General features: G+C 50.0%; 12 protein-coding genes. 6 read left to right on the forward strand and 6 right to left on the reverse strand.

Going from position 1 to position 13482, the window contains the following annotated elements; translation table 11 throughout:
• Positions 1 to 309 precede the first annotated feature (309 nt).
• On the forward strand, positions 310 to 2985 hold the full coding sequence (gene acnA, locus NNO03_RS18235; protein ID WP_271450174.1) for an aconitate hydratase AcnA: 2676 nt from the start codon (positions 310 to 312) through the stop codon (positions 2983 to 2985).
• Between the two features lie 54 nt (positions 2986 to 3039).
• Here the strand turns inward: acnA and ribA are convergent, their stop codons facing one another.
• Positions 3040 to 3630: a GTP cyclohydrolase II gene (gene ribA / locus NNO03_RS18240; protein WP_005126450.1), complete on the reverse strand. Its 591-nt coding sequence runs from the start codon at positions 3628 to 3630 to the stop codon at positions 3040 to 3042.
• A 196-nt stretch (positions 3631 to 3826) separates the two neighbouring features.
• Here ribA and pgpB point away from each other — a divergent pair, with 196 nt between their 5' ends.
• From pgpB to yciH, 5 genes are all read left to right on the forward strand, one after another.
• A complete protein-coding gene (gene pgpB, locus NNO03_RS18245) occupies positions 3827 to 4585 on the forward strand; it encodes a phosphatidylglycerophosphatase B (protein ID WP_271450175.1) in 759 nt (252 codons plus the stop codon).
• A gap of 155 nt (positions 4586 to 4740) precedes the next feature.
• Positions 4741 to 5049, forward strand: coding sequence for a LapA family protein (locus NNO03_RS18250; RefSeq protein WP_005126452.1), 309 nt, complete (start codon positions 4741 to 4743; stop codon positions 5047 to 5049).
• A 6-nt stretch (positions 5050 to 5055) separates the two neighbouring features.
• Complete coding sequence (gene lapB / locus NNO03_RS18255) at positions 5056 to 6225, forward strand: lipopolysaccharide assembly protein LapB (RefSeq protein WP_271442725.1); 1170 nt, start codon at positions 5056 to 5058, stop codon at positions 6223 to 6225.
• Positions 6226 to 6414: 189 nt separating this feature from the next.
• Positions 6415 to 7152, forward strand: coding sequence for an orotidine-5'-phosphate decarboxylase (gene pyrF / locus NNO03_RS18260; RefSeq protein WP_271450176.1), 738 nt, complete (start codon positions 6415 to 6417; stop codon positions 7150 to 7152).
• Positions 7153 to 7479, forward strand: coding sequence for a stress response translation initiation inhibitor YciH (gene yciH / locus NNO03_RS18265; protein WP_048211503.1), 327 nt, complete (start codon positions 7153 to 7155; stop codon positions 7477 to 7479). It begins immediately after the preceding gene.
• Positions 7480 to 7571: 92 nt separating this feature from the next.
• Here yciH and osmB read toward each other — a convergent pair whose 3' ends face one another.
• From osmB to NNO03_RS18290, 5 genes are all read right to left on the reverse strand, one after another.
• Positions 7572 to 7790 carry an osmotically-inducible lipoprotein OsmB gene (gene osmB / locus NNO03_RS18270; RefSeq protein WP_003020583.1) on the reverse strand — a complete coding sequence of 73 codons (219 nt, stop codon included), beginning with the start codon at positions 7788 to 7790 and terminating at the stop codon, positions 7572 to 7574.
• 266 nt (positions 7791 to 8056) lie between these two features.
• A complete protein-coding gene (locus NNO03_RS18275; protein ID WP_048211504.1) occupies positions 8057 to 8809 on the reverse strand; it encodes a DNA-binding transcriptional regulator YciT in 753 nt (250 codons plus the stop codon).
• 96 nt (positions 8810 to 8905) lie between these two features.
• Positions 8906 to 9088 (reverse strand): hypothetical protein, encoded by a 183-nt coding sequence (locus NNO03_RS18280; RefSeq protein ID WP_271450177.1) that lies wholly within the window; start codon positions 9086 to 9088, stop codon positions 8906 to 8908.
• A gap of 194 nt (positions 9089 to 9282) precedes the next feature.
• Positions 9283 to 11274 carry a cyclic di-GMP phosphodiesterase gene (pdeR, locus tag NNO03_RS18285; protein WP_271450178.1) on the reverse strand — a complete coding sequence of 664 codons (1992 nt, stop codon included), beginning with the start codon at positions 11272 to 11274 and terminating at the stop codon, positions 9283 to 9285.
• Positions 11275 to 11535: 261 nt separating this feature from the next.
• On the reverse strand, positions 11536 to 13470 hold the full coding sequence (locus NNO03_RS18290; RefSeq protein WP_271450179.1) for an exoribonuclease II: 1935 nt from the start codon (positions 13468 to 13470) through the stop codon (positions 11536 to 11538).
• Positions 13471 to 13482: the final 12 nt, after the last annotated feature.

Consider the following 13482-nt stretch of genomic DNA (forward strand, 5'->3'; position numbering starts at 1 on the left):
GAACAATAAGCAATACGTTTTTTATAATAATAAGTATTAGCGTGCTTATTTAATTCAGTATGAATAATCACATCTCAATCTTGGTACGCCATCTAAACAGCGTATTGTCGGTTGCATCGATGTATCGGGTCTGTTCATTTACCGTACTTCAATCTTATTCCCCGCCACTTGCATAGTTCGTCACCTTTTGTCGTTCACCTATTTTATCAATTTGAGTTGTTATCAAAGCGTTACATTTTGTTTGTGTTATCTTTAATACTAACCCTGAGGAGAGTCAGGGGATCCAACCCTGTCATTTAAGGAGGAGCTATGTCGTCTACCCTACGAGAAGCCAGTAAGGACACATTGCAGGTTAAAGATAAAACCTACCGCTACTACAGTTTGCCCCTGGCTGCCAAATCACTGGGTGATATCACCCGTTTACCTAAATCACTAAAAGTATTGCTGGAAAACCTGCTGCGTTGGCAGGACGGTGACTCTGTTACCGAAGAAGATATTCATGCTCTGGCGCAATGGCTGAAAACGGCTCATGCCGATCGCGAAATTGCCTACCGACCCGCTCGCGTTCTCATGCAGGACTTCACCGGCGTTCCGGCGGTGGTTGACCTGGCTGCCATGCGCGAAGCGGTTAAACGTCTTGGCGGGGATACCGCAAAAGTGAACCCGCTGTCACCTGTTGATCTGGTTATTGATCACTCCGTTACGGTCGATCGTTTTGGTGACGATGATGCTTTTGAAGAAAACGTTCGCCTGGAAATGGAGCGCAACCATGAGCGCTATGTATTTCTGAAATGGGGGCAGCAGGCGTTTAGCCGATTCAGTGTTGTTCCACCGGGAACAGGAATTTGCCACCAGGTAAACCTCGAATACCTGGGCAAAGCGGTATGGAGTGAGTTGCAAAACGGCGAGTGGGTAGCATACCCCGACACGCTGGTCGGCACCGATTCCCATACCACAATGATTAATGGTCTCGGCGTGCTGGGCTGGGGTGTAGGAGGGATTGAAGCTGAGGCCGCCATGCTGGGGCAACCGGTTTCAATGCTGATTCCGGATGTCGTGGGCTTCAAACTCGTTGGTAAACTTCGTGAAGGGATCACCGCGACCGATCTGGTACTGACCGTCACTCAGATGCTGCGTAAACACGGTGTGGTTGGTAAGTTTGTTGAGTTCTATGGCGATGGGCTGGACAGCCTGCCGCTCGCTGACCGGGCGACCATTGCAAACATGTCGCCGGAATACGGCGCAACCTGTGGCTTTTTCCCAATTGACGGGGTAACTCTTGAGTACATGCGTCTGAGCGGGCGCAGTGAAGAGCAGGTTGAATTAGTCGGCGCTTATGCTAAAGCACAGGGGATGTGGCGTAACCCAGGTGATGAGCCTGTGTTTACCAGTTCACTGGAGCTGGACATGGGCACTGTGGAAGCCAGCCTGGCCGGACCGAAGCGTCCGCAGGATCGTGTTGCATTGGGTGATGTACCGAAAGCATTCGCCGCGAGTAATGAACTGGAAGTGAATAGCTCGCAAAAAGATCGCCAGCCGGTCGACTATGCAATGAGCGGTCATCAATATCAGCTACCGGATGGTGCTGTAGTGATTGCAGCGATCACGTCATGTACCAACACGTCCAATCCCAGCGTTCTGATGGCGGCTGGATTGCTGGCGAAAAAAGCGGTCACGCTTGGTCTGAAGCGCCAGCCGTGGGTGAAAGCGTCGCTGGCACCTGGGTCAAAAGTCGTTTCTGATTACCTGGCGCAGGCAAAACTGACCCCGTACCTTGATGAGTTGGGTTTTAACCTTGTTGGTTATGGCTGTACTACCTGTATAGGCAACTCTGGCCCGTTACCTGACCCGATTGAAACGGCGATTAAAAAAGGTGATCTGACGGTAGGGGCGGTGCTTTCCGGCAACCGTAACTTTGAAGGGCGTATCCATCCGCTGGTGAAGACAAACTGGCTGGCTTCTCCACCGCTGGTGGTGGCTTATGCGCTGGCCGGGAATATGAATATTGATCTGACGAAAGATCCGCTTGGCCATGACAGAAAAGGCGATCCTGTCTATCTGAAAGATATCTGGCCGGGTGCGCAGGAAATCGCCCGTGCTGTGGAACAGGTTTCTACTGAGATGTTCCATAAAGAGTATGCCGAGGTGTTCGAAGGCACGCCGGAATGGAAGTCGATTAATGTTGATCGTGCAGATACCTATGGCTGGCAGTCGGATTCAACCTATATCCGGTTATCACCGTTTTTTGATGGTATGCAGGCGAAGCCGGACCCTGTGCAGGATATCCATGGTGCACGTATCCTGGCGATGCTGGGCGACTCCGTCACCACCGATCATATTTCTCCTGCGGGGAGCATCAAGCCAGACAGCCCAGCCGGGCGTTATCTGCAAAACCACGGTGTTGAGCGTAAAGATTTTAACTCCTACGGTTCTCGCCGCGGAAACCACGAAGTAATGATGCGTGGTACGTTTGCCAATATCCGTATCCGTAACGAAATGGTACCGGGTGTAGAAGGGGGAATGACGCGTCATTTGCCAGGTGCAGAAGTGATGGCTATCTATGACGCCGCCATGCAATACCAGCAAGAGAAGACCCCGCTGGCCATTGTTGCCGGTAAGGAGTATGGGTCGGGTTCCAGTCGGGACTGGGCTGCGAAAGGCCCGCGTTTGTTGGGTATTCGCGTCGTGATCGCCGAGTCCTTTGAGCGTATTCACCGTTCAAATCTCATTGGTATGGGGATTCTGCCTCTGGAATTTCCACAGGGAGTTACACGTAAAACCCTGGGGTTAACCGGGGAGGAGGTCATTGATATTACGGACTTACAAAATATTAAACCTGGAGCGATCATTCCGGTGAATATGGTTCGTGCGGATGGTAGCAAAGAGGTGATTTCATGTCGCTGCCGTATTGATACCGCGACAGAGCTGACCTATTACCAAAACGATGGCATTTTGCACTATGTTATTCGTAATATGTTGAATTAAATTATAAAAAAGCCTGCGAAAGCAGGCTTTTTGTATCGTCAGCAAGCGAGAATGTCACTCGCTTAGCAGATGTCCCATTTTAGCGGCTTTGGTATCCAGATAGTGTTCATTCTTCGGGTTACGGCCAACAATTAGTGGCACACGCTCCACAATATTGATCCCAGCTTCTGTCAGAATTTCCACTTTCTTCGGGTTATTGGTTAGCAGACGGACTTCATCCACACCCAATAATTTGAACATATCGGCACACAAGGTGAAGTCTCGCTCGTCCGCCGCAAAGCCTAACTGATGGTTGGCTTCGACGGTGTCATAGCCCTGATCCTGCAACGCATAGGCACGGATCTTATTCAGCAGGCCGATGTTACGTCCTTCCTGACGATGGTAGAGCAGAATACCGCGTCCTTCTTCAGCGATATGCGTAAGTGCCGCTTCCAGCTGGAAGCCACAATCACAACGCAGACTGAACAGCGCATCGCCGGTCAGACATTCGGAATGAACACGTGCCAGGACAGGCGTCTGGCCTGAAATATCGCCAAAAACCAGTGCGACATGATCGTGTCCGGTTGCCAGTTCTTCAAATCCCACCATCAGGAAATCACCCCAGGGGGTTGGCAGTTTGGCTTCTGCCACACGTTTAAGCTGCATGTAATTCTCCAGATTATGCTGGCACTGTGCGTGCCGTCGCCTGTTGGCTTCTGTATTGCACTATTTTGCCATAAGGCAAGGGTGTTCACCTAATTGCAGCAACGCATTCATTTTCGAATGGCACAAAATTGTCAATTTTCCCGGTGTGTGGATTTTTCAGTTATGATTGTGGGACTTATCGACGAAAGGAGACGCAATGCTGTCTATTGCCAAGCGAACCACTGTAGGCGCAGGGTTGTTACTGATTATGCCGGTTTCTGTATGGATATCCGGCTGGAGCTGGCAGCCTGGGCAGAATGTCTGGTGGTTAAAATCCTTATACTGGGTAACTGAAACGGTGACGCAGCCCTGGGGGATTATCACCCATGTTGTTCTCTGTGCGTGGTTTTTGTGGTGCCTGCGATTTCGTCTGAAGGCAGCGGTTATGCTATTTGCGATCCTGGCGGCGGCTATCTTAATTGGCCAGGGTGTGAAATCCTGGGTTAAAGAGAGGGTGCAGGAGCCCCGACCATTTGTTCTGTGGCTGGAAAAAACGCACCATGTTCCGGTAGATGAGTTCTACACTTTAAAACGTAAAGACCGCGGGTACTTAGTTAAAGATCAGTTGTCCGGGCAGCAGGATATTCCACCTTTTTTACGTAAGCACTGGCAAAAAGAGACTGGTTTTGCTTTTCCTTCAGGGCATACGATGTTTGCTGCCAGTTGGGCGTTACTGGGTGTCGGGTTGTTATGGCCACGCAGGCGCACGCTGACGATTGTGTTCTTACTCGTCTGGGCAACCGGTGTAATGGGCAGTCGTTTGCTTCTTGGCATGCACTGGCCGCGGGATCTGGTTGTTGCGACGCTGATTTCGTGGCTGCTGGTTACGCTGGCAACATGGCTTGCACAGCGAGTATGTGGACCTCTAACACCTCCCGTCCAGGAGACGAAGGAAATAGCGCAGCGTGAGCAATAACGCAGACCGTGATTGATTTTTCAAATTTAGCCCTCAAATCATACAGCGTAAGGCGCTTTTCCGTTTCGCACTCGTCGTGAAAATGGTAATTTAAAGGGCTTAACGCGGTAAGTTGTACACGATTTATTCGCTCAAACCACATAACGGGAAGTAATGTGAAATATTTACTCATTTTCTTACTGGTGTTGGCGATTTTTGTTATTTCGGTGACATTGGGTGCGCAAAACGATCAACAGGTTACGTTTAATTACCTGCTAGCTCAGGGTGAGTATCGTATCTCCACGCTGCTTGCTGTATTGTTTGCTGCAGGTTTTGCGATTGGTTGGTTAATTTGCGGCCTCTTCTGGCTGAAGGTTCGTGTGTCTCTCGCACGTGCCGAACGTAAAATTAAACGCCTGGAAAACCAGCTTGCGCCTGCGACCGACGTTGCGGTAACTGCCGACTCGTCGGTTGTGAAGGAATAATTATTTATGTTGGAGTTGTTGTTTCTGCTTTTACCTGTAGCCGCTGCCTATGGGTGGTATATGGGTCGCAGAAGTGCGCAACAAACAAAGCAGGATGAAGCTAACCGTCTTTCGCGCGACTATGTCGCCGGGGTTAACTTCCTCTTGAGCAACCAACAAGATAAAGCGGTGGATCTGTTCCTCGATATGTTGAAAGAGGATACCGGCACCGTTGAGGCTCATCTCACCCTCGGAAACCTGTTCCGCTCACGCGGTGAAGTTGACCGTGCTATCCGTATCCACCAAACCCTCATGGAAAGTGCTTCGCTGACATATGAGCAGCGTTTGTTGGCTGTACAGCAGTTGGGACGTGACTACATGGCTGCCGGATTGTATGACCGTGCGGAAGACATGTTCAATCAGTTGACTGATGAAACGGATTTCCGTGTGGGGGCATTGCAACAACTGTTGCAAATCTATCAGGCAACCAGTGAATGGCAAAAAGCTATTGATGTTGCAGAACGTCTGGTGAAACTCGGCAAAGATAATCAGCGCATTGAAATTGCGCATTTTTACTGTGAACTGGCCTTGCAGCAAATGGGCAGCGACGATGTGGATCGCGCCATGGCATTGCTGAAAAAGGGAGCCGCTGCAGACAAAAACAGTGCTCGTGTCTCGATTATGATGGGGCGCGTTTATATGCTGAAGGGAGATTACGCGAAGGCCGTTGAATGCCTGCAACGCGTGATCTCCCAGGATAAAGAGTTGGTCAGTGAAACGCTGGAAATGCTGCAGAGCTGCTATCAACAACTGGGTAAAAACGATGAGTGGGCGGAGTTTTTACGCCGTGCGGTCGAAGAAAACACCGGTGCTGCCGCGGAGTTGATGCTGGCTGATATTCTTGAGGCGCGTGAGGGGACTGATACTGCGCAGGTTTATATCACCCGTCAGTTGCAACGCCACCCGACGATGCGCGTGTTCCATAAACTGATGGATTACCATCTTAATGAAGCGGAAGAAGGGCGCGCAAAAGAGAGTCTGATGGTTTTGCGCGATATGGTTGGCGAGCAAGTGCGTAGCAAGCCACGCTATCGTTGCCAAAAGTGCGGGTTTACTGCTTATTCGCTGTACTGGCATTGCCCATCGTGCCGCTCCTGGTCAACCATCAAGCCAATTCGTGGTCTGGATGGGCTCTAATTTTTAAAAAAAACTCATTTTAGTTACAACATACTACTTTGTTTTTCTTCATCCAACACTCAGGCTCCTGCGCCACATCGCTTCGCAGAAATGTAAACGCGCCTGTTAATTTCCTATTACCACAGGTAGAATGCACGCCGTTTACCCATTTTGCGCCGTTCGTGCGCCCATCATCAAGAAGGTCTGGTCATGACGTTTACTGCTTCATCTTCTTCCCGTACTGCTACTGATTCTCCCGTCGTTGTCGCGTTGGATTATTCAAATCGTGATAAGGCATTAGCTTTTGTCGACAGAATTGATCCTCGTGATTGCCGTTTGAAAGTGGGCAAAGAGATGTTCACACTTTTTGGACCTCAGTTGGTACGGGATCTGCAACAGCGCGGCTTCGACGTCTTTCTGGATTTGAAGTTTCATGATATTCCCAACACCACGGCGCATGCCGTCGCGGCGGCAGCTGACCTTGGTGTCTGGATGGTAAACGTTCATGCTTCCGGTGGGGCTCGAATGATGACCGCTGCCCGTGAAGCATTGCTGCCTTTTGGTAAAGATGCGCCACTGTTAATTGCGGTGACGGTCCTGACCAGTATGGAAGCCGGCGACCTTGTCGATCTTGGAGTGACGTTGTCACCTGCGGAGTATGCTGAAAAGTTGGCGCGTTTGACGCAAAATTGTGGGTTGGACGGGGTAGTATGCTCAGCGCATGAAGCGGTGAGGTTCAAGCAGGCGTTTGGTCAGGCATTTAAGCTGGTGACGCCTGGCATTCGTCCGGAAGGCAGTGAGGCGGGTGACCAGCGCCGTATTATGACGCCACAGCAGGCGCTGGCCGCTGGTGTGGATTACATGGTGATTGGTCGTCCAGTCACGCAGTCGGAAGATCCGGCGCAAACGCTGAAGATGATCAACGCCTCTCTGAATCGAGGTGCATAAATGAGCGACTCAAACTCTCGACTGGTTTATTCAACTGAGTCCGGGCGAATTGATGAGCCCAGAGTGGTAGCAGAGCGTCCGAAGGGCGATGGCATTGTTCGCATTCAGCGTCAGACCAGCGGTCGTAAAGGTAAGGGCGTTTGCCTGATTACCGGTATTGATCAAGATGACGCTGCACTGGTCAAATTAGCCGCAGAACTGAAGAAAAAATGTGGCTGTGGTGGTGCAGTGAAGGACGGCGTAATTGAAATTCAGGGTGATAAACGCGACCTGATAAAATCGCTGCTGGAAGCCAAAGGAATGAAAGTTAAACTGGCAGGCGGCTAATAAAAAAAGCCACGGATACACACCGTGGCTTTTCTAATAATACAAACCTGAAAAAGTAAACGTATTATTATATCGAGCCGTTCAACCGTAAATTATTTACCCACCTGGTGGCCGATAATACCACCTACTGCAGCACCACCCAGCGTACCCAGCGTGCTGCCGTCAGTCAGGACTGCACCGCCTATCGCACCTGCACCTGCACCGATTGCAGTGTTACGGTCACGTTTGGACCAGTTAGAGCAGGCACTCAAAGACATTGCTAGTGTAATCGCCAGAATGGCAGCGGTCATTTTTTTGCTCGTTACTAACATAATACTTTCTCCTGAATTATTGAATCACGGAATCCAGTTCACTTTAATGATAGCGCCAAAATAGGACGACTAAAGATATTTCCGCGAAACCGTTTAGCGCAGGGCATTACAATCAAATCTTGAGGTGATTGTTCGCTCCTGTTATATCGCTAACATTAATTCTACGACTTTATCCTGTTAACGACAGGTAAAAAGTCTTAATTGGACCGTCGGATAAGTCTCAGAGAGAAGATGATCTGCCCGCAGACAAATCATCTGTTGAAGTATTATGCGTGGGCATCAATGATATTGACGGTTAAACCCGAGTGTTCAAGTTGCATTTGCACACTGGCGCTGAGTCTGGAGTCTGTGACTACGCGACTGAATCTGTCCAACGGACCCAGTGTGTAGGGATGAATGGCCTCAAATTTAGAGCTATCGGTGAGTACAATCACCTCTGCGCCTTTTTCCAGAACCGCATTAACCACATCAGAGCGCATCATATCACGCCCGGTGAAGCCGGTGTCGGCCTGCCAGCCATCAATACCGATAAAGGCTTTACTGAAATGTACCTGCTGAATAAATTGGCGAGTCAACGGTCCGACCATGCTCTCGCTTTTTTTCTGATAGATCCCACCGAGGAGAATGACTTCACACGGTGTTTCTTTGAGCAGGTGCGCGATGTAGCTACTGACCGTGATGATGGTGACATCTTTTTGTTCCGCCAGCGTTCTGGCCAGCAGCGCATTGCTGCTGCCATTTTCAATAAAGACGGATTCACCTGGATTGACCAGCGACGCCGCAAATTCAGCCAGTTCACGTTTAAGGGTGAAATTGGTCATCATGCGCGTTTCGACATCATCACTGTTCAGTGACACCGCAAAACCGTGCGCACGGCGCAAGTAACTCTGTTTTTCCAGTGTGTTCAGATCCTGTCGAATCGTCACTTCGGATACACCAGTGATTTTAGCCAGGTCGGCCACGCTCATCTGACCTTTATCAATCACCATCTGCAAAATAGATTGTTGTCGGGAATTCATAGTATTAATTTTTATAGCGATATCGTATCGGAAATTAAACGGTAGCTGCGTTATCTGAAATCTGATGGCTACAGCGACATAACGTGAGTGAGGTCATCAGATCTCCCACGGGGCCTTCGGTTTGTTTGACACAGACGCAGCATCTTCTTTGGCCGTATCTAACAGTTCAGCCTTGAGAATTTCGAGGTTATGGATAGCTGAGTGGTAATCGCCTGCAACGAGAATATCCAGCACGGTATCAATGCGCTCGGCCAGACGTTGTGCGTCGATATCAGACATGGTCATCATCCTAATGTCAAAAAGGTTTGAATTTCATGATGCAGAAATTCATGCCAAAAGAGAAGGGAAAAATAGTATTAACATGAATGATTGGAGAATATTATATATTCTGTGATTACATACAGATATGATCATCACACTGTGTCCACTTTTGGCTATTTTTCACGTTTATCCCTTCCACTTTTCTTGTTGCGTTACCGCATTTTTTTATTCAGATGACGTTTATACCAACGCTCAAACGCAGCGGCTGGCATTGGCTTGGCGAACAAAAAACCCTGACGTTCATTGACGCCATTTTTGGTTAAAAAGGCATCCTCTTTCGTACTTTCAACGCCTTCAGCTATCACCTGCAGGTTAAGCGCTTGCGCCACCGCGACAATGGCGCGCACCAGCGACTGTGAAATGGGTTGCTTATGAATATCCCTGACGAACGCCTGGTCCAGCTTAATGGCATCAAGTGGGAAGCGGGCAAGTTGAGACAACGATGAATAACCCGTCCCGAAATCATCTAAATGGATCTGTGCCCCAAGCTGGCTAAATTGCTGAATAACGGACAGTGCCAGTTGCTCGTTTTCAATTAAACTGCTCTCGGTCAATTCGACATCGATAGGGCAATATTCAAAATTGAGGTCGTGAAGCACCTGTTTCAGGTCGGTAAACAGCGTCTGATCGGCAAGCTGGCGAGCAGAAACGTTCACGGCCACTCGCAGATTAATCCCTTTATCGCGCCACTTTGCGACCTGACGAACAACGTCGAGAATAACCCAGCGCCCCAGCGGCACAATCAAGCCTGATTCTTCAGCGTAGGAGATAAACTCCAGCGGAGGAATGAGGCCGCGTTCAGGGGACTGCCAGCGCACCAGCGCCTCCAGACTACGTACTTCACCACGCCATGTTATTTTCGGCTGGTAATGAATCAACAATTGATCGTTTTCCAGCGCCTTACGTAAGTTGGTATCCAGCCAAAGATACTCAAATACTCGCTGGTTCATTTCCGGAGAGAAAACGCAGAATTGTCCACGTCCGCCTTCCTTGGCGGTATACATGGCGGTATCGGCATTGCGAATAACGCTCTCGCAGTCGTGTCCATGCTGTGGTGCAAGGGATATTCCAATCGAACAACCGGTATAAACCTCAATCAGGCCAATTCGGAAGGGCTGGCGCAAACGGGTCAAAATACGTGATGCCGTGGCTTCCAGCGCCACTTGAGATGTTTCAGTCGCGAGGACAATAAACTCATCGCCACCAAAGCGGGCCAGTAACTGGTTATCATCAAGACAGCTGAGAATCGCCAGTGATACGCTTTGCAACAGTTGATCGCCGAACATATGTCCGTAGGCATCGTTTACTTTTTTGAAATTATCCAGATCGAGGTACACAATACCAACCTGAGTATCTCCTGCATTCTCAATGGCTTCAGTAATCAGCTCATGAATCGCATTCCGATTAGGTAATCCGGTAATGGAGTCGGTATTTGCCAGAACTCTCAGGCGCTCCTGAGCACGCCGTTCTTCGGTGATATCGGTACCTGAGCAGATCAGAAATATTTCGTTTTTACCGCTACCGTTGTGCACAAATTTATTGCGAAACAGAAACAGTCGCTGACCTTTACAGGTCTTCACCCAACGTTCGACTTCATATGAGTTGCCTTCGCGAAAGAAAACATCGATGTTGCGTCTGGAGGCCGCGGCTTCGCGTCGACTCATAAACAGCGTGAAGACACTTTGACCAATCACTTCGCGTTCTTTGAGTCCGGTATATTCTTCACACAGGCGATTGAAACGCTGAATGTTGCCCATGCGGTCAAGGATGACAATAACGGAGTTGGCTTCAGAGACCACCTGTTCGGCAAAAGAAAGGCCTTGTGCCAAATCACGGGCGACCGAGGGGGTATCATCCCAGGCGGATGCACTTCCGGCCCATTCGCGTTTATTGATTTTCCGCCCAACCAGGTGAACAGGGATATCGTCGTCTTCAATCGACAGTGTCATTAACAGGCTTGACGTGATGACCGTCATCTCCCGAATGCGGTCGGCTTGCTCAGGTGATAATTCGATGTTCTGGTTCGTTTCTGCCGCTTCATCAATAGAGAAATGCAGGATGTTGCAATCCTCTGACAAACGCCAGTAAGGGTTATGGGTGCCCACATAGCTATACAACGTAGCCAGCTCCCGAACGTCTTTCATGATGTGTACTATCCCGTTTAAAGCGCATAGAGCCTCAAAAGTAAGGGTAGCCATAATTCAAAGGGTGATGATGGCTGAACGTATTGTTTTATTTATATATTTATGTGTAATCCAGATTCAGGAAAAAGCAAAGCTGGCGAACGGAAAATAGTAAAAAATAAATATGACCGGATGAAAGAAGTGTAGTGCGTGGCAGGCAATTGGGCGGGGAAAAAGAAAACGACCTTTCACAAAAGAGAAAGGTCGTTGAGTTAATGCGTATTATACGGCAGGGCGCGCGATGACGCTGCGGGTTTCCATCCGCACTTCGGCGATGGTGACATCAATGACATCGGTAACTTTGTAAACCACTTCACCTTTGATCTGGACCGTTCCACTTTCCTGGCTACACACCAGTTCATCACGAACCGCGTGCAGGAAGGGGGCCGGAATAAAGGCTACCGCGCCGTTATCAATTAAACGTACACGCATACCACCACGACTGATATCAATAATCTCGGCCGCAAAGCGGGTGTCGGTACCGGCTTTGTCATTCAGAAAACGTGCATACAGCCAGTCACCCACATCACGTTCAGCCATGCGGTTCAGGCGGCGACGTTCAGCCATCTGCAGAGTCGTATCATCCTGCGGGCGGGAAATGGTCTCACCTTTGATGACGGCCTTCAGCAGGCGATGGTTAATCATGTCGCCATACTTACGGATAGGCGAGGTCCAGGTGGCATAAGCTTCCAGGCCCAGACCAAAATGCGGACCTGGCTCGGTGCTGATCTCAGCGTAAGACTGGAATCGGCGGATGCGGCTGTCGAGGAAACCGGAAGGCTGCGCATCCAGTTCACGACGCAGTTTACAGAAGCCTTCCAGCGTCAGGACCTCTTCAGCATCAACGTGCATACCATGGGTTTTCAGGAGGGCAGCCAGTGCTTCTGCGTTCGCCGGATCGAATCCCATATGCACGTTATAAATACCGAAACCCAGCTTGTCGCGCAGTACGCGGGCTGCACAAATGTTCGCCGCAATCATGGACTCTTCCACAATGCGGTTCGCGATGCGGCGCGGCTCAGCGACGATGTCCAGTACTTCACCTTTTTCACCGAGAACGAAACGGTAATCCGGGCGATCTTTAAATACCAGAGCATGATTATGGCGCCACTCACCACGGCTCAGACAAATGCGGTGCAGCAGGCGGATCTGCTGTGCAATTGCGTCATTCTCTGGTTGCCAGTCACCCGTGCCTTCAAGCCAGTCAGAGACGTTGTCGTAGGCCAGCTTCGCTTTCGATTCAATCGTTGCTGCGAAGAAAGTGATATTGTCTTCGATCGTGCCGTCAGCAGTGATGCTCATGCGGCAGGCCAGAACCGGGCGAATTTCGTTAGCGCGCAGAGAACACAGATCGTCCGAAAGCTCGCGCGGCAACATTGGGATGTTGAACCCCGGCAGGTAGTTGGTAAATGCACGAATTTTTGCAATGTTATCCAGCTTACTGCCTTCAGCAATCCAGGTGGTAGGATCGGCAATCGCGACGGTTAGCTGTAATTTGCCATCCGTTTGTTCTTCGGCGTAAAGCGCGTCATCCATGTCCTGCGTACTGGCGCTGTCGATGGTGACGAAGTTAAGTGCGGTTAAGTCCTCACGCACCAGGCCCTCATCCAGCATCTCAGTGGCGACACCATCGGGTGCTTCTTTTTCCAGATTATGGCGAGCCAGTGTAACCCACCACGGAACGAAGTGATCGTCAGCGAAGGTAATAAATTGGGTTAACTCGGCGTAGAAGGTGCGGTCGCCTTTTAGCGGGTGGCGGCGCATTTCTGCTACAGCCCAGTCACCTTCTTTAAATTCATGTTCAACGCCACGCGCGGCGCGGCAGGGAATCGCATCTTTCAGCAGCGGATGATCCGGCACAATGGACAGGCGGTCATTCTTACCCTGAACTTTGCCCACGAAGCGCGTCAGGAACGGCTCGATCAGTTCTTCCGGTTCGGCAGATTCGCGATCTTTTTCCGTATGGATAACCGCCACAATGCGGTCGCCATGCATCACTTTTTTCATCTGCGGCGGTGGAATGAAATAGCTTTTTTGTGCATCGACTTCCAGGAAGCCAAAGCCTTTTTCCGTGGCTTTTACCACCCCTTCAGCACGTGGCGTCTGGGAATGTAGTTGCTGTTTAAGCTGCGCTAGCAGCGGGTTGTCCTGAAGCATAATTGTCTATTT

The organism is Citrobacter sp. Igbk 16, from assembly GCF_028069755.1.
Classification (GTDB): domain Bacteria; phylum Pseudomonadota; class Gammaproteobacteria; order Enterobacterales; family Enterobacteriaceae; genus Citrobacter.